General features: G+C 39.8%; 21 protein-coding genes. 10 read left to right on the top strand and 11 right to left on the bottom strand.

Features of this window, described 5'->3' with window-relative positions:
• Positions 1–120 precede the first annotated feature (120 nt).
• From AC3KZC_RS10030 to AC3KZC_RS10015, 4 genes are all read left to right on the top strand, one after another.
• A complete protein-coding gene (locus tag AC3KZC_RS10030) occupies positions 121–1,254 on the top strand; it encodes a DUF3083 family protein (protein ID WP_490578677.1) in 1,134 nt (377 codons plus the stop codon).
• 86 nt (positions 1,255–1,340) lie between these two features.
• Positions 1,341–1,655: a pyrimidine/purine nucleoside phosphorylase gene (gene ppnP, locus AC3KZC_RS10025; protein ID WP_490578678.1), complete on the top strand. Its 315-nt coding sequence runs from the start codon at positions 1,341–1,343 to the stop codon at positions 1,653–1,655.
• A gap of 165 nt (positions 1,656–1,820) precedes the next feature.
• The gene (locus tag AC3KZC_RS10020) at positions 1,821–2,354 is read left to right on the top strand and encodes a DsrE family protein (RefSeq protein ID WP_490578679.1); all 534 of its coding nucleotides are present in this window, start codon (positions 1,821–1,823) and stop codon (positions 2,352–2,354) included.
• Positions 2,355–2,374: 20 nt separating this feature from the next.
• A complete protein-coding gene (locus AC3KZC_RS10015) occupies positions 2,375–3,280 on the top strand; it encodes a L,D-transpeptidase family protein (protein WP_490578680.1) in 906 nt (301 codons plus the stop codon).
• A gap of 247 nt (positions 3,281–3,527) precedes the next feature.
• Here AC3KZC_RS10015 and AC3KZC_RS10010 read toward each other — a convergent pair whose 3' ends face one another.
• From AC3KZC_RS10010 to AC3KZC_RS09995, 4 genes are all read right to left on the bottom strand, one after another.
• The gene (locus AC3KZC_RS10010) at positions 3,528–3,815 is read right to left on the bottom strand and encodes an Lpp/OprI family alanine-zipper lipoprotein (RefSeq protein WP_490578681.1); all 288 of its coding nucleotides are present in this window, start codon (positions 3,813–3,815) and stop codon (positions 3,528–3,530) included.
• A 63-nt stretch (positions 3,816–3,878) separates the two neighbouring features.
• The gene (locus AC3KZC_RS10005; RefSeq protein WP_490578682.1) at positions 3,879–4,235 is read right to left on the bottom strand and encodes a HopJ type III effector protein; all 357 of its coding nucleotides are present in this window, start codon (positions 4,233–4,235) and stop codon (positions 3,879–3,881) included.
• A 20-nt stretch (positions 4,236–4,255) separates the two neighbouring features.
• Positions 4,256–4,975, bottom strand: a complete 720-nt coding sequence (locus AC3KZC_RS10000) for a YebC/PmpR family DNA-binding transcriptional regulator (RefSeq protein ID WP_490578683.1) — start codon at positions 4,973–4,975, stop codon at positions 4,256–4,258.
• Positions 4,976–5,272: 297 nt separating this feature from the next.
• On the bottom strand, positions 5,273–5,569 hold the full coding sequence (locus tag AC3KZC_RS09995; protein ID WP_490578684.1) for a YkgJ family cysteine cluster protein: 297 nt from the start codon (positions 5,567–5,569) through the stop codon (positions 5,273–5,275).
• Positions 5,570–5,782: 213 nt separating this feature from the next.
• On the opposite strand from AC3KZC_RS09995, the gene AC3KZC_RS09990 reads away from it, so the two are divergent.
• Both AC3KZC_RS09990 and icd read left to right on the top strand, forming a co-directional pair.
• Entirely contained in the window at positions 5,783–8,980 is a 3,198-nt protein-coding gene (locus tag AC3KZC_RS09990; RefSeq protein ID WP_490578685.1) for an HD domain-containing phosphohydrolase, read from the top strand.
• A gap of 10 nt (positions 8,981–8,990) precedes the next feature.
• A complete protein-coding gene (icd, locus tag AC3KZC_RS09985) occupies positions 8,991–10,238 on the top strand; it encodes an NADP-dependent isocitrate dehydrogenase (RefSeq protein WP_490578779.1) in 1,248 nt (415 codons plus the stop codon).
• Positions 10,239–10,241: 3 nt separating this feature from the next.
• Here the strand turns inward: icd and AC3KZC_RS09980 are convergent, their stop codons facing one another.
• Both AC3KZC_RS09980 and AC3KZC_RS09975 read right to left on the bottom strand, forming a co-directional pair.
• Entirely contained in the window at positions 10,242–10,757 is a 516-nt protein-coding gene (locus tag AC3KZC_RS09980; RefSeq protein ID WP_490578686.1) for a hypothetical protein, read from the bottom strand.
• A 124-nt stretch (positions 10,758–10,881) separates the two neighbouring features.
• Entirely contained in the window at positions 10,882–11,829 is a 948-nt protein-coding gene (locus AC3KZC_RS09975; RefSeq protein WP_490578687.1) for a LysR family transcriptional regulator, read from the bottom strand.
• A gap of 113 nt (positions 11,830–11,942) precedes the next feature.
• Here AC3KZC_RS09975 and aceK point away from each other — a divergent pair, with 113 nt between their 5' ends.
• The 3 genes from aceK to AC3KZC_RS09960 are packed head-to-tail and all read left to right on the top strand — an operon-like array spanning position 11,943 to position 15,226.
• Positions 11,943–13,736 (top strand): bifunctional isocitrate dehydrogenase kinase/phosphatase, encoded by a 1,794-nt coding sequence (aceK, locus tag AC3KZC_RS09970; protein ID WP_490578688.1) that lies wholly within the window; start codon positions 11,943–11,945, stop codon positions 13,734–13,736.
• Positions 13,737–13,773: 37 nt separating this feature from the next.
• Positions 13,774–14,292: a DUF4240 domain-containing protein gene (locus AC3KZC_RS09965; protein ID WP_490578689.1), complete on the top strand. Its 519-nt coding sequence runs from the start codon at positions 13,774–13,776 to the stop codon at positions 14,290–14,292.
• 4 nt (positions 14,293–14,296) lie between these two features.
• On the top strand, positions 14,297–15,226 hold the full coding sequence (locus tag AC3KZC_RS09960) for a tetratricopeptide repeat protein (RefSeq protein ID WP_490578690.1): 930 nt from the start codon (positions 14,297–14,299) through the stop codon (positions 15,224–15,226).
• On the opposite strand, the gene AC3KZC_RS09955 is transcribed toward AC3KZC_RS09960, so the two are convergent.
• Positions 15,207–15,386, bottom strand: coding sequence for a DUF2986 domain-containing protein (locus AC3KZC_RS09955; RefSeq protein WP_490578691.1), 180 nt, complete (start codon positions 15,384–15,386; stop codon positions 15,207–15,209). The genes AC3KZC_RS09960 and AC3KZC_RS09955 overlap by 20 nt on opposite strands.
• Before the next feature lie 239 nt (positions 15,387–15,625).
• Here AC3KZC_RS09955 and AC3KZC_RS09950 point away from each other — a divergent pair, with 239 nt between their 5' ends.
• A complete protein-coding gene (locus AC3KZC_RS09950) occupies positions 15,626–16,993 on the top strand; it encodes a DEAD/DEAH box helicase (protein WP_490578692.1) in 1,368 nt (455 codons plus the stop codon).
• A gap of 276 nt (positions 16,994–17,269) precedes the next feature.
• On the opposite strand, the gene AC3KZC_RS09945 is transcribed toward AC3KZC_RS09950, so the two are convergent.
• From AC3KZC_RS09945 to AC3KZC_RS09930, 4 genes are read right to left on the bottom strand one after another with little or no spacing between them, the layout of a single operon-like run.
• Positions 17,270–18,208, bottom strand: a complete 939-nt coding sequence (locus tag AC3KZC_RS09945; protein ID WP_490578693.1) for a 5-oxoprolinase subunit C family protein — start codon at positions 18,206–18,208, stop codon at positions 17,270–17,272.
• On the bottom strand, positions 18,205–18,888 hold the full coding sequence (gene pxpB, locus AC3KZC_RS09940) for a 5-oxoprolinase subunit PxpB (RefSeq protein WP_490578694.1): 684 nt from the start codon (positions 18,886–18,888) through the stop codon (positions 18,205–18,207). Before pxpB ends, AC3KZC_RS09945 begins: the two co-directional genes overlap by 4 nt.
• On the bottom strand, positions 18,885–19,631 hold the full coding sequence (locus AC3KZC_RS09935) for a 5-oxoprolinase subunit PxpA (RefSeq protein ID WP_490578695.1): 747 nt from the start codon (positions 19,629–19,631) through the stop codon (positions 18,885–18,887). The genes pxpB and AC3KZC_RS09935 overlap by 4 nt, the downstream gene beginning before the upstream one ends.
• On the bottom strand, positions 19,628–20,779 hold the full coding sequence (locus AC3KZC_RS09930; protein ID WP_490578696.1) for an anhydro-N-acetylmuramic acid kinase: 1,152 nt from the start codon (positions 20,777–20,779) through the stop codon (positions 19,628–19,630). Before AC3KZC_RS09930 ends, AC3KZC_RS09935 begins: the two co-directional genes overlap by 4 nt.
• Between the last annotated feature and the right edge of the window lie 107 nt (positions 20,780–20,886).

Genomic DNA, 20,886 nt, shown 5'->3' with positions numbered 1-20,886 from the left:
GATTGGTATAAATTTGAATTGAATGTTCAGTCAGGTGGGGTTGTCATAAAAAAACCACTGTTTTGTCATATAAACGAGATGTTCTGAGATTACCTTTGCCGCAATTAAAAGGAGTCACAGATGCTACATTATCAAAAACGTCATTCTTTAGTTGCCAAACGCAGCAACGCTCAAAAGGTCTATGTACCCGCTAACGCACGTGAAAACCAATATTTACTCTTGTCTTTTCGACCAAATTTTGAGTTGGTCACTCGTATTTCACAGCGCCTAACGCACGATTATGGATTATTTTATAAGCTTTTAAGTCAGCAATTTTTTGAATTATGCGAAGCGCATGGTTTGCACAATACGCATGTCATTGCGAATCAAAAATTAGCGCGAGTACGTTTTAATGAAGAGCAACAAATCATTGAAACCGAGGAGCAAATCTTATTTTTTTATAACCCCGGTTATCATACTGGCCATCATAGTTTTTATGAAAAAAGTCAGTTAGCAGAAAAAATAGATTTTTTAGTTTTAGCGACCGGTGATCATGTCAGAGAAAATGCACATTATTTCCATCAGCAAACCATCGAGCTTTTACATGATTTGGCTGCGCGTTTTGGTCTACCTGTGGCTGAGTTTAAAATTAAAGACCATCAGCATTTAACCTATGATATCTATGCGCCTGAGCGAGGTGATCGTCAAACAAAAACACATGGCTTACGAGACTTATCATTACGTTATCAACAACAGTCTTTAGAGTTGCCAAATGTTTTAAGTCGCCAAACTTATGCGATCGCCAATTTGCCTATGACATTAAAATTAAGTAAGACCGTGGAGTATGAAACGGATACGGAACCTTGCTATCGTCCTTTATATCAACGAATAGCGGACGACTTTGATGCAATAGTAAATAAGTATGGGCTAAAAAAAGTTGCTTTTTTAGCTAATGGTAAAGTGCCAATTGTTCGTTTAGCCCCAGAAAATAACATTCAATCGGACCATACATTTAACTATGTCTATTTTGGAACACTAAAAGAGGAAGGGGGGACCTCAATGCTTACAGCATTAGAAAATGATGAGCTAACAGATACGCTCTATTTAGTTTTTTGTGCAGACGAATGTGATCTGCATCGAAATAGTTATGCGAAATTTGTTAATCAGCTTACATTAGCTGTAAAAGAGCTGTGTTTAACATTGGGTTATGAGCCCCAAAAAGACGTTGTTATGTTGCGGTTTTTCCAGCACCTTTCTTATCAGGCCTCAAAATGATAAAAGTAAGACTTAAGTCGTAATAACTATCTCGTTCAAGAGCGTGGTAGACTCATCTTTTAAACATTGAGAATGAGGTAAAATCGATGACACAATTTGATAACGTTTCACTTATTAAAAAGGCGAGTAGTTATTTTGATGGTAAAGTAACGAGTCGCACAGTACTTTTTAAAGATGGCAGTAAGAAAACATTAGGTATCATGCAGCCTGGTGAATATGAATTTGGCACTGAGCTTGCTGAAGTGATGGAAATATTAGACGGTGAACTTGAAGTCTTACTACCAGAGCAAACTCAGTGGCAGCCGATTGTTGCTGGTGGCGTGTTTGAAATTGCAGCAAAACAGGTATTTAAAGTCAAAGTTCATCGCTTAACAGATTACTGCTGTTCATATTTTGAATAATTAATTTACATCAATGAGAAAAGCCAGTCGTGCTTTTCTCTGCCGCGCTTTAAACTCAACAATAAATACTCTCTTTCTTAACCCTAAATTAAATTCATTAGCTTTAATATAAAAACTTGATTATGCTCAGTTTATTAAAGCGATAATTATGGAGTTTTTGGTGTTATGAAACGTATCTATCTCAGTGTCCTTTTCCTTTTTGCACAAGCTGTCGATGCGACACCAGCAAAAATGACATCAGGACCCGTTATCCAAGCATTTGGTAAGCATTATAGCGTTCAATCTGATCTTACTATACCCGAAGATGTAAAATTGAAAGTTGTATTTGATGTGAGTGAACAAACCGCGTCAAAAAAAGAAAATCGTGGCTTTAATAATTTAGCGCGTTTTTTAAATATGCATGTTGCTAGTGGCGTAAAAATCGAAAACATTGAATTGGCTGTCGTGGTTCATGGTAAAGCAGGTTACGACGTACTAAGTGATGCGGCTTTTCGCCAAGAAAACCAACGCGATAATCCAAACTCAGCCTTGTTAGCCGAACTGCTAAAGCATAATGTGAAATTTTATTTGTGTGGCCAGTCAGCTGCATTTTTAGGCATCCAAAAAGCAGATGTTTACCCAGGTGTGCAACTGGCGCTGTCTGCAATGACAGCCCATGCACTGTTAGCGCAACAGGGTTATTCAGTTAATCCATTTTAGTGGTGGTTAAATTGCGGTTCATGATCCATTGTTTTATAACAGCGTTCGCATTTTTTATAGCGTTGTGTGGGCCGCAAGTTTTTGCCAAGCCTTATGATTTGCCTGTAAAAGGTTCTTTAATTGGTGAGCCTAGTGAGCACATAGTGCAATCTGGGGATTATTTTCAGCTGATCGGCGAAACTTATAATGTCGGTTTTTTGTCATTAATCACCGCCAATCCGGGTGTTGATCCTCTGCTACCTGACCCAAATACACTGTTAATATTACCAACACAAATGATTTTACCTCATGCTGAACCCGTTGGTATTGTAGTTAACCTTCCTGAATTACGTTTGTATTATTTTGATCCTAAGTTACCTATCGTACACGTTTATCCGATAGGTATTGGACAAATGGGTAACAGAACGCCAGTTATACGCTCTTTTATTTCGCAAAAACGCGAACAGCCTGATTGGGTGGTACCTAAATCAATAAGGAAGCGTTACCTTATTGAAAAAAACATTCAATTACCCGCCGTTGTGCCAGCAGGGCCGAACAACCCATTGGGAAATTTTGCACTGCGTTTAGGACACAGTGAGTATTTGATCCATGGCACCAATCAACGATTTGGTATTGGTTTAAGTGTCAGCTCTGGGTGTATTAGAATGTTTGAACAAGATATCGAAGAATTATTTAACCGGGTTGCGATCAATACTCCGGTTAGAATTATTGACTTGCCGGTTAAATACACACGAACACCAGATAATAACGTTTACCTTGAAGTACACAGTGCGCTTGAGGGATCAAAGCAACAACTCAATATCAGACAAACATTGATTAATTTGCGTCAATTTGTTGCGCCATTAAATGTGGATGAGTCACAAATTCAGCGTATTTTCGAAGCATCGTCAGGGATCCCCGTTTTACTTAAACTGCAAGATAAATAACCGCTATGTAAGAAAGTGCCGTTATTGATGCTTGCTATTTTGTAGGTCAGAAGCGTTAGGTTTAATGCCAATAAGCTCGTAACTGCTAGGTTAATCAGCATCATCATTCACGTAATCACTGGGATAAATGAATAAATAGTATATTTACTTTTGATGCGATGTGTTGGTATTTATGTGGGCAAAATTGAAGTTGTATAAACAAAAAAAGCTAACCTTTTGGTTAGCTTTTTAAAATTCGTTTTTCGTATTATTTTTTATACGATGAAACAAGATTGTCAAGTCGCATATTCGCTTTATCAGCACTTTGTTTAGCACTTTCAACCGATGACTTTAACATTTTTATTTCTTCGTTATTACTCGATGTCATGCTTTTAGTGCTTGAAACATCGGTAGATAATGAGTCAACTTTCGTTGTTAATGTGTCAACTTTGTTATTTAGAGATTGAATTTGTTGCTCTAAATTTGAAGTATTAGAACATCCAGCTAAAAAAAGTACGCTAATGGCTGCGATACTTGGAACAATTTTTTGTAACATTTAAAAAATCCTTAAGCAATAATTAAACAGCTTTGCGTAGTATATATGTAATTTTTAATTTCGCTAGGGGTTTGACACTAAAGCATTAGATTTAAATGCAATTCCTTGCCACCCAAATTTTATAAAGTTACGAATATTTTGATGGTCATCACCTTCGGGTTTTAACAGCACATCCTGATGATAAAACTCCCCAAATAAGTTTAATGTTTGGCTTAGGTTTAATTGGTGTCGTTGAGCAAAGGCAAATATTTTACATGAGCCATTATTTTGCCCGGCAAGGTTTATTACTTGCCCGTTGTTGAACTCGGTTGGGGTAAAAATATAATGCTGCTCAATGATCTTGATGCTGTGTTCAAAAGTCACTTGGCAGGGGTTTTCAGATAAGCTGGCAATAAAATCGCTTAATGGTAAAGTGGACATTGTATAGGGCTCCATTTCAATTAATCTGCAACAACTGCATTGTGATATACCTCTTGCACATCGTCACAATCTTCAAGCATGCTAACAAAACGTTCAAAAACAGCGACATCATCACCTGTTATCTCTGTGGTAGCTTGTGGTACAAAGGCAATTTCTTCTACATCCAAAGAGACGTTTTCTAATCCTTCAAGTACCGTCTTTGCTTTATAAAACTCGGTATGAGGTGTAAAGACGGTGATTTTTCCGTCTTCATTTTCAACATCAAGTACATCTACGTCATCCATTAATAATGCCTCGAGGATTGGGTCTTCATCGTCGCCAGAAAAAGAAAAAATAGCTAGATGATCAAATAGATGAGCTACGGAGCCTTGCGCACCAATTTTTGAGTTTGCTTTGGTAAAGCAGACTCTTACATCCGAAAAAGTACGATTGTTATTATCAGTCAAGCAATCAACAATCATCATGCAACCACCCGGGCCATAACCTTCATAGCGAGCAGTGCTATATTCTTCGCCCGCGCCGCCTTTTGCTTTTTCAATTGCGCGGTCAATCACATGCGCAGGGACTTGGTCTTTTTTCGCGCGCTCAATTAAGCGACGCAATGAGAGGTTGCCGTCTGGATCAATGCCACCATTTTTGGCACAGACATAAATTTCTTTGCCATATTTTGAATATACTTTGGTTTTAGCTCCGGCGGTTTTTGCCATTGAGTCTTTCTTATTTTGATACGCTCTGCCCATCTGTCAGCCTATGATTTAAATTAGTGAGTGCTCGTGATGGTACAGATAATTTACGTGTATTTATAGTGCGTTAACTGAAAGCCACCGGGTCCGAGTATATTAATCCCAAGTGCTGGATAAGAGATTGAGCAAGATATTTAATTCAAGTTTGATTTCTTTGTTACGCTCGTAGCCAATTATTTTTAAGGAAAACAAGCCAATCAACGAGTCAATAACAGACTAAGTGTTCGTCAATACAACGCAGTTTAGGTTGAAAATACTGTCTTAGAGAGATGCTTTATGCCGTATTGAGGGTAGTTATAACCCATAGGCATCGCGTTCTTCGACACATTCGTCAGAACTCATTTCAAATTCGCGGCAAATTAATGGCCTCAGTTCATAAATAGTGCATTGCATTGATGACCGGTCAAGTGCTGCGCACCAGCCATCCTCTAAACGTCGCATGGTGCTAATTGAATCTTCTTGGTGTTCAATAAAATGATCAGGTACGCCCGTTTCGGTGATTAAAAGCACCTCTAATTGACAGCAACAGGCTTGGCAATTTGAACAGGTAACAATCTTTGGGGCTATTTCGATGTATGTTATGGGTATCAATAAAAGAAAACCTTTAATGTAAAAATCGGGAAGTATACTCTTGTGGCTTCGTTCCGACTATTGATTCTTTTTTTAAATTAAAGTACTTGAATTAATTGATAAAAGTATAAGAATGACTAAGCTTGTTCCTGTAGTGGTATTTTGCATCGTAACGAGCGGCTATTAAAGCGATTCGACTTTGATTATTTTAAGTTAACCAAGAGTAGTGGGCACATGGAAGTAATTAAAAAAGTTAGAAATAAAGTATTGTTTTCTATTAAATCTACAGTTGTGAGTATTTTTATTTTAGCGGTTGCTTTTACTGCAGCAGCAGCAATAGGACTGCAGTATTTTTTTAGTCATCAAATGGCTGTTGATTCAGCGACTAAGTTATTTAATATCACCACGCAAGGTACGGCAGAAAAATTAGCAAGTATTAGTAAGTCAGCAGAAAATACGCTCCATATTCTCTCTCAACATCCGAATGTTAAATCTCAATTTACTGAAAACCAGCTTAAAGTTGATATTAGTGAAGTGATGCAATTTAATCCCCACTTTTATGCAATTTACTTAGGTTTAGATAATGGTGATTTTTTCGAATTAATTAATTTACAATCTAGTTCATCAGTTCGAAGTCAGCTGAATGCAGAACAAAGTGATCATTGGGTTGCAATCGAGATTATTCATCAGGCTCAAAATACACAAAAGCTGACGCATTATTACGATCAACACTTTAATAAAAGAACAACAATCAGGGAGCAAACTGAGTATGATCCGCGCGATAGAATGTGGTTCAAAAACGCTGGCAGTAAAAATGTATTTACCACCAAGCCTTACTTATTTCAGCATTTACAAGCGCCCGGGCAAACTTATTCAATTAGGCTTGATAATCAACCGGGTGTTATTGCGATAGATATTGCGCTGTCATCGATTTCCCAATACCTCATTGCCAAGCAAGATCAGGATATCGATGCCAAACAAGTTGAAATGTATCTTTTTCAAGATGATGGTCAAGTGATTGCTGCTAATAACAACAAGCTTGATAATCAAGTTATCCCTGATTCAAAACGTTTAAGTTTGACCGAACAACAGCAAGAAATTGTGAATCGATATCAAAATATTTCGGTATCAAATGAATCAGATTGGGCGCCCATTGATTTTGCTATTTCAGGCAAACCAGATGGCTACAGCATTGAGACATTAAAGATTATCAGCCAATTAACCGGGTTAAATTTTAACTTCATCAATGGTTATACTTGGCATGAAATGATTGAGCTATTTGAGCAAGAAAAACTCACTATTCTTAATGCGGCGTATGATAATGAGATTAATCGAAACTTGGGTGTATTAACCGATTCTTTTTTACAGTCGCCATTTGCGATTGTGACTCAGCCAAACGAACCCGAAATTTTTTCGCTCAATCAATTGCATGGTAAAACACTTGCCATTTCTGCCGATTGGTCAATTACTCATGATCTTCGTACTTACCACCCGCAAATAAATATTGTTGAGCTTCCAAACACGCATGCGGTATTAAAGGCCATTACAGCCGGTGAATATTATGCAGGCATAGACAACCAATTTGTGTTGCAGTATATCGCCAAGCAGTTTTTTATTGATGATATTCAATATCATTTACAACTTGCACAAAATACACCGCCACTTGTAGCGAAATTGCATTTTTTATTACCGAAAAGCCAACCAGACTTAGTCGAAATTTTTAATTTGGCAATAAAAAACATTACACCAGCGCAGCGCGAAGCATTGAAGCAAAAATGGTTGCTGAGTGAAAAAGAAATTAAGAAAGCTCAAACTGTCGGCACCGTGCCATATCAAGAGTTAATACAATTTACTAAAAAACCTTATTTGTTTGGTCAGTTACACACAATTAAAATCAATCAAGCGGATATGTATATTTATGTCAGCAAAATAAGTGCAAAAGGGGAGTATTTTGCGTTGCTGATTTCAGAAGATGCCTTGTTTGCGCAAATTAATGGCAAACTGCGCATTTCAATTATTGTTACTGTCGTTTTACTGCTCATTTTATTGCCTTTATGCTGGCTGTTTGCAAGTCCAATCGTTGACCCTATTAAAAATTTAGCGCTAGAAAGCATTAAAATAAAAAATCGCCAATATGACGATGTAAAACAGGTTGATACAAATATTATCGAAATAGAAGAGTTAGCTGATTCAATGGCTGATATGGTTTTATCAATTAAAAAGCACGAGCAAAATCAAAGGGATTTAATGGATTCATTTATTGAATTAATCGCTCAAGCTATTGATGATAAATCGCCTTATACCGCAGGGCATTGTGAGCGAGTTCCGGAATTGGGTATGATGCTCGCTCAAGCTGCCTCAATGAACAATGGTGCCGCTTTTTCAGAATTTAGATTTGAAACCAAAGAAGAAATTCGAGAGTTTAAAATTGCCGCTTGGTTACATGATTGCGGCAAAATTACTACACCTGAGCATATTGTTGATAAGGGCACCAAACTTGAAACTATCTATAATCGGATCCATGAAATTCGTATGCGTTTTGAAGTGTTATGGCGTGATGCTGAAGTTAGTTATTTACAGGCGCTGATTAAAACCCCCGAACAAGCTGGGCAACATACAATTGAAAAAGAAGCGAAGCAACAGCAGTTACGCGATGATTTTCGTTTCATAGCGGATGCCAATGTGGGGGGGGAGTTCATGAATACTGAGGATGTCGCTCGCATTCATCAACTCGGAAAAATCACATGGCAGCGTCATTTTGATGATAGGTTAGGTCTTTCTCCGATAGAAGAATTACGCTATTCAAAAACACCACTCACACTGCCAGTGACAGAACACTTACTCAGTGATAAACCCAGTCATATCATTGCTCATGATAAGCCCATTCATTACGATGAAAGCTTAGGAATTAAAATACAGCCTACCGAACATCGCGCTAATTTAGGTGAAATTTATAATTTAGTGATTTCAAGAGGGACCTTGACAGCAGAAGATCGCTTTAAAATAAATGAGCACATTATAAGTACGATTAAAATGCTCGACCGCCTACCATTTCCGGCCGAACTTGCCAAAGTACCACGTTATGCATCAACCCATCATGAAACATTGATTGGCACGGGTTACCCGCGAAAATTAACCAAAGATCAATTATCAATCCCTGAACGAGTATTGGTGCTTGCTGACATTTTTGAAGCGCTAACTGCCGCTGACCGTCCGTACAAAAAAGCCAAACCGCTCAGTGTTGCAATTAACATTTTGCATAAAATGGCACTTGATCAGCATGTAGATTTAGATATTTTTAAACTCTTTTTGTCATCGGGTATTTATTTGCAATACGCCCATAAATACTTGCATCCTGATCAACTCGATGAAATTGATGTTGATTACTACCTCAACGATGGGCACACTCAAGCGCATAAACGCAGAGCTTAAACGAGGTTATATGTACCATCAAATTGCGCCACCAAGCCAAGGCACTAAAATTACAGTGCAGTCAAATGGGCAGTGGCTCATCCCTAATGACCCGATTATTGCTTTTATTGAGGGCGATGGGGTTGGGGCGCAATTGACGCCATTGATGCGAACAATCCTTGATGCCGCAGTGTTTAAAAGTTATGGCATCCAGCGAAAAATTAATTGGCTTGAGGTCTATAACGGTGAAAAAGCGGCTGAACTCTATGATGGAGACTGGTTTCCTGAAGAAACCCTCAATGCCATTCGTGACTATCATTTGGTTTATAAAGGGCCGCTCACCACAGCAATGGGGGCGGGATTTCGCTCATTGAATGTAGCGCTTCGTCATGAAATGGATTTATTCATTAATTTGCGTCCCATTAAATGCCTACCGAATCTCAATACCCCAGTGAAGCATCCAGAAAAAATCGACATGGTTATTTTTCGTGATAATAGCGAAGATTTATATTCTGGTATTGAGTTTAAAGCTGGCTCGGCACAAGCTGATTGCTTATTTGAGTTTTTACAATTGCAACTTGGGGTGAATCGTTTTCGCTTTACAGAGCAGTGTGGGCTTGGCATTAAACATATTTCAGAGCAGGGCAGTAAGCGATTAGTGCGGGCAGCCATTGCGTTTGCACTTAAAGAGCAAAAAGCAAGCGTCACTTTTGTTCACAAAGGCGATGTGATGAAGTTTACTGATGGTGCTTTTCTAAAGTGGGCGTTTGAAGTCGCCATAGAGGAGTTTTCTGCCGTACGCCATGAAAATGGTCGCTGGTGGCAAATCTTACAAAATGAACATCAGCTCATAATTAAAGACGAGTTGTGCGATGTCATGCTGCAAAACTGTTTATTGGCACCAGAGCAATATGATGTTATTGCAACCACGAACCTCAATGGCGATTTACTCGTAGACAGCCTTACGGCACAAGTTGGCATGATTGGTATGGCGGCAGGAGCTAATTTAAGTGAAACACTGGCGTTATTTGAACCAACTCATGGCACAGTTGAAAGTTTGGTTGGTCAAGATATGATGAATCCGGTGTCGAGCCTACTGGCCGGAGTCATGATGTTACGTTTTATGAATTGGCACCAAGCGGCTGATAATATTGAACAAGCATTACATAAAACCTTACACAGTAATAAAGTGACCCAAGATATGCAGCCACTTTTACCGCACCCAACGCTGATGGGAACTCAAGCCTTTTCGCAATCCATCATTAACCATCTTATTTAGCTATTATGCGCTTTTGCGCAAACGATGTGTTGCAGTGGGTGTTAAATTAACCACTTGGCCTAATTGCAATTCTTTGTATAAAACCTTGTTGATATGCTCAACCATGTGCTGACAAAAATCAGCATATTCTTTGTCCATCGTTAAGGTTAATCGCAAAGGTTGTTGCTTTAGTTGTGCATTCAAACAGGCTAACGTTAACTGCATAATCAGTAAAGGTAATGCACAGCCATGCTGATCTAACGCTTGAGGACAAAAGTGCGTTAAGTTTTCCATATTAATTCGTTGATGCGACGACAGCCAATGGCTGTATTGCGGTTCAGGCTGTGTTATCTGGTGTTGTTCACGGGCAAAAAAGCGAATTTTCGGTGCAAATTTTTGATTGATTTCGTCAAGCAAAATATAAAATGTCTCGCAACTTAGGTGATGGCCACCAGCTAATTTCTGCTCAATTAATGCTATTAACTCGGGTTGAAAATAAAAATTATTTATATGTTTAAATCCGCGATTACACGTACTCATAGGTCACCTCAGTTGTGTTAAATGTTAGCAGCATCATTGCGTTGGCTACGATTTAACCTTAATCCCTCCTGATGTATTTATAAAATTTAACATTTCAATAACTGATATTGATAAAATCAATAACTCAACGATCGACAATGGTTTTAGCAAATTCGATCAGTTGGCGGCGTAACCACTGATGTGCTTGATTGTGTTGAAGGAGTGGGCTCCAAATCATTTTTATTTCGATGGGGACAATTTGAAATGGCACTGCGCTGATAGAAATATTAGCTTGGTGTTTTAAGAGCATTGCTTGCCTACGAGGTAAGGTTGCGAGCAGTTGTGGTTCACGCAGCAAATAATCAACTACGGCATAATGACGCGAATATACCCGAATGTTACGTGTTTGTTCTAACTGCCACAGTGCTTCATCCACCCAGCCTAAATGCTGATTACCTGATTTATTGGTTGCTGTATTTTCGGTTTGCCAACCAGGTCGATTAACCCAAATATGTTCAGCCGCTAAATAGTGTGCTAAATCAGGTTGATGGGCATAGGGATGATCAACATGGCTAACGCAGCAAAAATTATCGCGCCACACCGACGCTTGGTGAAAAGATTTAGGTAAAACACTAAAACGGTTGATAGCTAAATCAATATTACCTTGTTCCATATCAGTTAAATTAATATCGCCAGGAGTTAAAATATCAAAATTAATCCCTGAAAAATCCGACATAATTGATAATAAAAAAGGGGTTAACAAACAGGCTTCAATGTAATCATTCGTCACGATACGAAAGGTTTGCTGGTGATGGGTTGGATCAAATTCCTCATCTTTTTGAGTAATTTGTTCGGCCAGAGCCAGTAATGCAGTGATATCCGCTTTGAGTCCCGATGCTTTTTGCGTGGGCACCATACCTTGTGCTGTTCGAACTAATAAAGGGTCATTAAATAAGTCACGTAATCGATTAAGGGCATTGCTCATGGCAGGTTGGGTAAGTGCTAATTTGCTCGCCGCTTTGGAAACGCTGCGTTCTTCGAGTAACACATTTAAATAAACTAAGAGATTTAAATCGACGTTTCTAATATTCATATCATCAATGCTGCATATTTTATTTATAAATTAATTCTATTTAAGCTGGGCTGCTAAGGTGTGTAAATAACCCAGTGGCTATAACCACTATATTCTGCGGTGATGATAAATTTATGGCACAACTTGAGATCCAATCTGTTGAGCAGCTCATAGCGACAAAAGTAGCCCGTTCGATTTTAGCCAGTTTTGAGGCGATGTTTGCTGAGTTTCTCAATATTACATTGGGTGCTCAGTCGCGATTTGAACAAGCAAAGTGGCTTGCAGTACAAGATGCAATGCGATTAAGGCTTAAAGTATATGAAGCAAAGGTCAGTGTGGCGACCGCTGCTGTGGCCACCATTGCAGATGACTATCTTGATGAAACAAAAATGTGGCATCAAGCCAAAAAATATTATGCCCAATTATTGGTTAATCACAGTAACGAACCCATTGCGCATACTTTTTTTAATTCGGTCTTTGGTTCTATTCGTGGGCATAATAAAATAAGAGATGTGCATCTGTTTATTTTAAAACGTCAATATCGCCAAATTAACCCCAAAACCGCCAGTATTATTTGCCATACCCAAACATCTTTATCGTTAGAGACAGTGCTTAAACAATTATTGAGTCAGTTTTATTTTCGTCTACCTTTTGTTGATTTAACGTGGGATTTAAACGCAGTTCAACAAGCGATTTATAATTATGTGCAGCTACAGCCAAACCTGAATATTGCAAATCGTGAGTGGCAAATTGAATATGGGCGCTCATTATTTTTTCGCAATAAAGCCACTTATTTAATTGGTTGTGTGATGTTAAAGAATAATGACCAATTACAACGGATCCCATTTGCCATTCCAATTTTAAATGATGAGCAAGGAGGCCTATTTATCGATGCCATCATGCTTGGCGAATCACAGCTTAGTATGTTGTTTGGTTTTGCTCGGGCTTATTTTATGGTTGATACCGATGAGCCTGTGGCTTATGTGGATTACCTCGCCACATTATTACCCAATAAAGAACGGTTTGAATTATTTAATGCGATTGGGTTTATTAAACATGCTAAAACGGAGTTTTACCGGTTTAAAGTTGACTCAACGCGTAAAATGCCAGCCTCAGAGCAATATAAAATCGCGGATGGCATTAAAGGTATGGTAATGCTGGTTTTTACCACTGATCATTCTGAATATGTTTATAAAGTGATCCGAGATTGTTTTGTCCCCCCTAAGCAGCTCACACGTCAAGAGGTGATGGATAAATATGATTTTGTAAAGAATGCAGATAGAGTAGGGCGGTTGGTTGATACTCATGAGTTTCGTTATCTTGCATTCGACTTATCCCGTTTTTCGCCTCAATTACTGGCCCAATTGCAGCAAGATACCCCAAGCAGTGTTGTTATTTCGGGTAAAGCGCTTATTTTAAAACATGTCTATGTGGAGCGAAAAATGATCCCGCTCAATTTATACATCAAAACGGCCAGTCTCAATCAGCTAGAAGCGGTGATGCAAGATTATGGGTTGGCCATTAAACAATTGGCGGCGGCAAATATTTTTCCAGGTGATATGCTTATGAAAAACTTTGGTGTAACTCGTTGGGGACGCGTGGTTTTTTATGATTACGATGAAATTTGCCCCATTACACAGTGTCAATTTCGAACGTTACCACAAGCGACAACGGCACAACAAGCAATGACGGCAGAGCCGTGGTTTATGATTGACAGTAATGATATTTTTCCTGAGCAATTCCCAATATTTTTTAAAGGAAACAATCAAGCAAAGTATTATTTTGACCGTTATCATCAAGATTTATATACCCCCGCATATTGGCAAGCAATCCAAAAAGAGATTCAACAAGGCGTTATTGCGGATGTTTTTCCTTATAAACAATACTCACGTTTTCAACGAAATACTCGTAAAAAGATAGATAATTAACGTATACTGCAGTAAAAATGGATAAACATGTATTTTTATGACAGAACAACAATTTTGGCAATTAGTCACCGCAACCGATTTTTTCGCTGATCCAGAAATCATCGCCGATGAACTTAAAAGCAAACTCACTACCTTAGATAACGACCAACTTGCCACATTTGATAAATTATTTAGTCAAAAAATGCGTTTAAGTTATGAATGGTCGTTATGGGGAGCTGCGTATGTGATTGCTGGATGTAATTCAGAATACGGTTTTTCAGAGTTTCGTTGTTGGCTCATCTCTCGGGGCCAAACCGTATTTGAAGCCTGTTTAGTTCAAGCGGATAATTTAGCTGATTTTGATGTGGTGCCACTTAAAGACGATTTACCGTATCCATTTTTAGACGAATACGATTTAATTGCCGGTATGATTTACGAGAGCCGCAGTGATGATGAACTACCCTTTGTACCGTCGGGATTATCGCAACCTCGAGGCAAACGTTTTAAAGATAAAAACAAAGAGCTAAAAAAAGTATATCCAAAACTGTATCAGCGTTATTGGACTCAAGGGCAATAAAGACATGTTAAAGTGCGCGCGTTATTATTTTATATTATTGAGTGTTTTTTTTAGTTCATTTGCAGTCAATGCGGTTGCAATAAGTAAAGCTGAGCTACGTCAAGAATGTGATAATTACCCTCGCCATTGCTTAAATCAACTGGCTGAAATATTGCCAACAGTGACGGTAGATAGTTTGCAATACTATGAACTCAAGTTGCTTGAGTTTGAAAGCTTATTTGCTTTAACTGAAGCCGAAGAGTTGTTTAAGCAAACCAATCACTATATTTTAAAAGAGGATTTGCCTGAATATTTTAAAATTAAGCTGTATATTTATCATGCAAAAAGCTTAAAAAACCTCAATCGAGCCGAAGAGTCAATTCTGTTTCGTTCACAGGCAGAGCAATTACTCAATCAAGTGAATAAAAACTTTGCGAATCCCGAATTGCTGGTGGAATTACTCAATTTACAGTTGTACAGCGATTTTGATCCAGCCCTTGGTTTACGAATGCTGCAGCAACTTGATAAAAAGTTTTTACGTCGCGATGCGCCCAAATTTAAATTTGAGTTATATACCAATCTAGGACATTTTGCCGATCGTTGTAATGAAACGCAAAAAAGTGTGATTTATCGTGAGCAAGCACTTCGTTTTGCATATGCGCTAAAAAGTGATTATAAAATTGGTGAAGCGTTGTTTAATTTAGGCAGTTCATTGGATAAAAGTGGCGATTATGTATCGGCACATCAGCATTTTCTGGCGTCAATTGAATTTGCACAGCGTGCGCATGATGAGATTGGGGTCAACCTTGCCCATTTGTATTTAGCGAATGTTGCCTTAGTACAAGGTCAAATCGCAGAAGCAAAAAGGTGGTTTGGCGGCCTTTCAATTGAAAACCTACCAAAACCACGGCATCCACTTTTTTTCGAATTGCAAGCTAAGCTTGCGGCTCATTAATCTCAGTGGCTTGATGCTCTGTTGCTTGCTCTTGTGCAAGGGCTAAACGCTCACGCTCAGCTTTAGAAACATACGCAGGTTTGTTGCCGGTATGAAGTTTCGCTTTAGCGCGTTTTAACCGTTTTTGAAAAATTTCGTTCAGTTTTTTTTGTCTGTTCATGTGCTCTCGCCTAAAGCTTTAGGTAATTAGGGTCGCGATTGTACGTTTTAGCGCCATGAAGGCAAGGCTTTTTTAGTCTTTTTCCTGCTTGTATTCTCATTTAAACCACTTAGTTGTGATAAAGGGGTTATTTGTCACTGAAATGACGTAAATCTGGCCTTTTATTGCGCTTATGGGGTAAATCCTGTACTCTGCAGCGCCGCAATTGGCGGTCAGGTTTTGTAACAAAGAGAGTTAATATGAGTTTTGCCCGCTTGGGTTTATCCGCACCAATCTTAGACGCAGTAGCCGAGCAAGGTTACGATACGCCAACCCCTATTCAGCTTGCCGCGATTCCGGCGATCATCGAAGGGCGAGATATGATGGCCGCGGCGCAAACGGGCACAGGCAAAACAGCGGGTTTTACGCTGCCTTTATTAGAGCGTTTATCCAAAGGTAAAAGCGCGGGTAATAATCAAGTTCGTGCGCTAGTTTTAACTCCAACTCGTGAACTTGCAGCTCAAGTTGCTGAAAGTGTTGAGTTATATGGTAAAAATTTAAAACTCAGTTCGTTTGTGGTTTATGGTGGTGTTAAAGTAAACCCACAAATGATGCGCTTACGTCGTGGTGTGGATATTTTAGTTGCAACGCCAGGTCGACTGATTGATTTATTTAATCAACGAGCGGTTAAATTTGATCAACTTGAAGTACTTATTCTCGATGAAGCCGACCGCATGCTTGACATGGGGTTTATTCATGACATTAAAAAAATTCTTAAAGTATTGCCTGCAAAGCGTCAAAACTTAATGTTTTCGGCTACGTTTTCGGATGATATTCGTAATTTAGCCAAAGGGTTAATTAACGATCCGGTTGAAGTGTCTGTTGCGCCAGCCAATACTACCGCAGCAACGGTAGAGCAGCGTTTACATCCCGTTGATAAAGCTAAAAAGCCAGCGTTACTGTCGCACCTCATTTTACAAAATGATTGGAAACAAGTGCTGGTTTTTACACGCACTAAACATGGTGCCAATCGATTAGTGAAGCAGCTTGAAGGCGATAAAATAAATGCGGCAGCCATTCATGGAAATAAAAGCCAAAGCGCACGCATGAAGGCATTAGCTGGTTTTAAAGATGGCCAAGTACGTGTATTAGTGGCGACTGATATTGTTGCTCGTGGTTTGGATATCGATCAACTACCTCAAGTGGTGAACTTTGATTTACCGAATATTGCTGAGGATTATGTTCATCGAATTGGGCGTACTGGCCGTGCTGGTGCCAGTGGTCATGCGGTGTCGTTTGTCACTGTTGAAGAAACAAAAGAGCTTGCAGATATTGAACGTTTAATAAATGCTACTATTCCAAGAGAAGTCGTGTCAGGTTTTGAGCCAAGCAATCAAGTGAAAGAAACCGATTTAAACACTAAAGCAAAAAAACCGAAAAAAGCGAAAAAACCAAGAGAGTTTAGCCAAGCTGAAGGTACTGCAAAACCAGCTCAACCGCGTCGTAGTAATGGTCAGTCTGGGGTTAAAAAACCGGCAACAGGGCAAAAATCAGCAGGTGAGCAAGGGGCAGCTAAACCAGCTAAACGCAGAGTGTGGCGCAATAAGCCAAAACAAGTGACTAATTAACCACCGTGAAGGCTAACTACGCTATCTTAAGCAGCTATTTCAACGCTAATCGCGTTGGATTAGTTTGCAATAGCCCGCTATTGATGTAACGCGTTAATCCACCTAGGTAATTCTTAAAACGATTTCGCTAGGGATAGATAATCTAAAAATATTTCATTAATTCAATGTCTTGTTAAATATTTTGTCCAAAGTTGAGATTATCTATTGACTGTTCAATCAATTGAACAGTCAATAGTTTACCTAAAAGTAAGATTAAATCTCTTCCCCTGATAACCGTTACAACAATCGAAACGATAAGCTCCGACACTTTTGGCGATGCAAAATGATAGCGTTATGGGCATCTTCTTGGCTGATTGCACTGAATGACACCTGATCACCTGAGCGGCTTTGTGCTAATTTAGCGCAATCGAGAGAGAGCACTGAGCCAATTTTTGGATAGCCACCAATGGTTTGCCTGTCATTAAGCAATATGATGGGTTGACCATCGGGCGGGATCTGAACCGCGCCATAACAAATACCTTCTGAATACAGGTGACTCTGATTGCTTTCAATTGCAGCGCCACGGAGTCGATAGCCCATACGATCACTTTGATTGGTAATGCGGTAGTCATGATGCAAAAAACGCGCAATTTGATGCGTTGGGAATTGCTTTACTTGATATCCTAACACCACCTTGAGCGCTAATGAATTAGGGTAAGTGGGTTGCTCTGACTCTGCCAATTGTTGAAGCGGGCGAGTAGAGAGTGCTGGCACAGTTAAAATTTGATTAGGGTAGAGCGCTTGGCCATTCAGACCACCAATGGATTCTCGCACTGTGGTGGACGCAGAACCAAATTGTGGATTAACTTTAAATCCTTGGCTAATGGCAAGGTAAATGCGCATGCCTTGGGTTGCCATGCCGATAGTCAGCCTATCACCTGATTTTAATTGATGACTTTGCCAATTAGCAATCGGCTGCTGATTGATAAAAAGCGGGCAATTGGCACCACAAAGCGCAATGGTAACTGAATTGTGTGCCACAAACTCAGCTCCACCTAAGCAGATTTCAAGTACCGCGGCATTTTTATCATTGTTAAGTAATCGATTGGCCACGTAGTGAGCAAACGAATCAGCAGAGCCTGAGGTCGTCATCCCTAAATGCGCTTGGCCAAAACGACCTAGATCCTGAATTTGGCTTAATAATCCAGTACTAATTACCGTTAGTGCTTGTTTCATGCTTGTTCACCGAGACGACGATATTCAGCTTCGTCAATTTGATAAAACGCTACACGGTCACCGACTTCAAAAGGCATGACCGGGTGCTGATTTGGCGTAAATAATTTTAACGGGCATAAGCCAATTAAATTCCAACCACCTGGTGATTGACTCGGATAAACAGCGGTTTGTCTGTCAGCGATGGCAACCGCACCTTTGGGGACTTTAGCCCTTGGGGTCGCATGGCGCGCCATCGCAATGCGTGGGTTCACTTCACCTAAGAAGGCAAAGCCAGGCGCAAAGCCAATGGCAAATACCTGATATTGTTGGGCTTGATGTAACTCGATAATTTCTTTTTTACTCAGGTGATGCTGCTGTGCAATAAGTGCTAAATCTGGGGTTGAGGGGGCGTCATACCACACTGGCAAGCGAATAAGTTTGCCTGTCTGTTCATCGAATAACTGGGGGTGACTTAACAAAGTAACAAGTAATTTTTTAACTGCAAAATGGTCAGTCAAAAAGGGGTCATAAATAACTAATAGCGATGTATATGAGGCAATTAAATCGATTAATTGGTTTGGTAATTGGTGGCGTAATTGCGCAACGAGCGTTTGAATTTTTTGACTACACTGCTTGGATGGTTGCGCTGCTAAATAGATTATCAACGCGTTTTCACTGGCAACTTCGATGCGATAACTCATGGTGTGCCAAGTTCACTCAGTTGGCAAAGTTGCTTAATTTGTGCAATCAGCCTAATTGCTGCTTCGTTATCACCGTGTACACACAGTGTATCTGCTTGCAGGGGGATCTCAGTGTTATTGTCAGTTGTGACAGTCCCTTTGCGAAGTAATTGCTGAACTTGCACCAGTATCTCATGCTCGCTGAGCACCGCGCCTTGTTGAGTGCGAGGGGTTAGCTTGCCCTCAATGGTATAGCGTCTATCAGCAAATGCTTCAAACAATAGGTTTACTTGATGTTTATCCGCTAACTGTTGAAGAGTTTGGTTTTGATTGCCTGCGAGCATCATCAGGTTTAAAGGACGATGGTATTGATTCATTGCAATCAAAATAGCTTCTTGCACTTCGGGTTTGGCCATCATATCGTTATACAAGGCTCCATGTGGTTTAACGTAACTTAATGTTAAACCTATGTTTTTAGCCATGCCATCTAGCGCCGCAATTTGATAATGTAGCATGCTAATAATCTCGCTTTGACTACACTGCATACTGCGACGGCCAAAACCGACTAAATCTGGATAGCTAGGGTGAGCACCAATAATCACATTATGTTGTTTGGCTAAAGCAAGGGTTTGCATCATAACCAAGGGATCACCACCATGAAAGCCACATGCAATATTGGCCATATCAATGTGCGGCATCATTTGGCTGTCTAATCCCATTTGCCAAGAGCCGTAACTTTCACCTAAATCACAATTGAGTTTCATCGCTTTTCCTCGTCGTGGGTGTATTGCCAATCATGGTGCTTAATTTGACAGATTTGCCCTAAAATTTCGTGCCTTGATGCGCCTGTGACTTTCGGATCGTTACCACTTTGTCGTTCAAGACATTGTTTGGCAAGCCATGCGAATGCCATCGCTTCCATAAAGTCCGCATCAATCCCAACATGGCTCGTTAATTTGATGTGCCATTGTGGTAAGTGATTTTGGAGATGACTCAGTAACAGTGTGTTTTTTGCACCTCCACCGCATACCAACAGTAAGCCGTTGGGTAAATGAGCAAGGCTTTTGGCAATCGACTCGGCGGTGAGTTGGCTTAAAGTTGCGAGCACATCGACAAAGGATAACTCAGTAAAATGGCTTAAATGCCTGTTTAACCATGCTAAATTAAATAACTCGCGGCCAGTGCTTTTCGGCGCTGGCTTTGTAAAATAAGGGTCATTTAACATTTGGGTAAGCAACGCGTTATTGACACGGCCACTGGCAGCAAGTGCTCCGCCTTGGTCAAAAAGTAACTCAGGGTGATGTTGCTGCAACCATACATCCATTAATACATTACCTGGGCCGGTATCAAAACCGACGAGTGGTTGGTCAGATAAAACTGATACATTGGCTATTCCGCCAATATTGAGCAATACCAAGGCTGGGTGCGCTTGTTTTAAATATGCAAAAAGTTGTTCGTGAAAAGGTGGAACTAATGGCGCACCTTGTCCACCGAGTGCTAAATCCATGCTTCTAAAGTCACTGATTGTTGTAATGCTAGTTTGGGCGGCTAACACACTGGCGTTGATGAGCTGCATTGAAAAAGGATAAGGGCCACTGGGTTGGTGAAAAACGGTTTGACCGTGGCAACCAATCGCACAAATTTGATTGGGTGAAACAGCAGCTTGAATTAATAATTGGTTTACCGCATCAGCATAAGCAAGGCTCAATCGCACGCCTAATTGACCAAAAGAAGCTAAATCAATTGCTTGAGTGCGGCATAAGGTTAAAATATCCAGACGAAGTTGTGTGTCAAAAGGCACTTCTAAGGCTGAAATTAACGTGATCTGATGTTCTTGCATCGCAACTAATGCCACGTCGATACCATCAAGACTTGTTCCAGACATAATGCCAATGTAATAATGCTTATCCACGAATTCGTTTCCGGTTATGAAATCTTTACGGTTAGATTTTAGGGGCTTAGGCGTTGAAGTGCTAGCTTTATTAGCCAGAACTATGGCGTTTTTAGTCAACCAAAAAA

It is taken from the genome of Pseudoalteromonas sp. J2K-J031 (assembly GCF_058197095.2).
The sequence above is the reverse complement of the archived record's forward strand: the minus strand, read 5'-3'. Positions and strand labels throughout refer to the sequence as shown.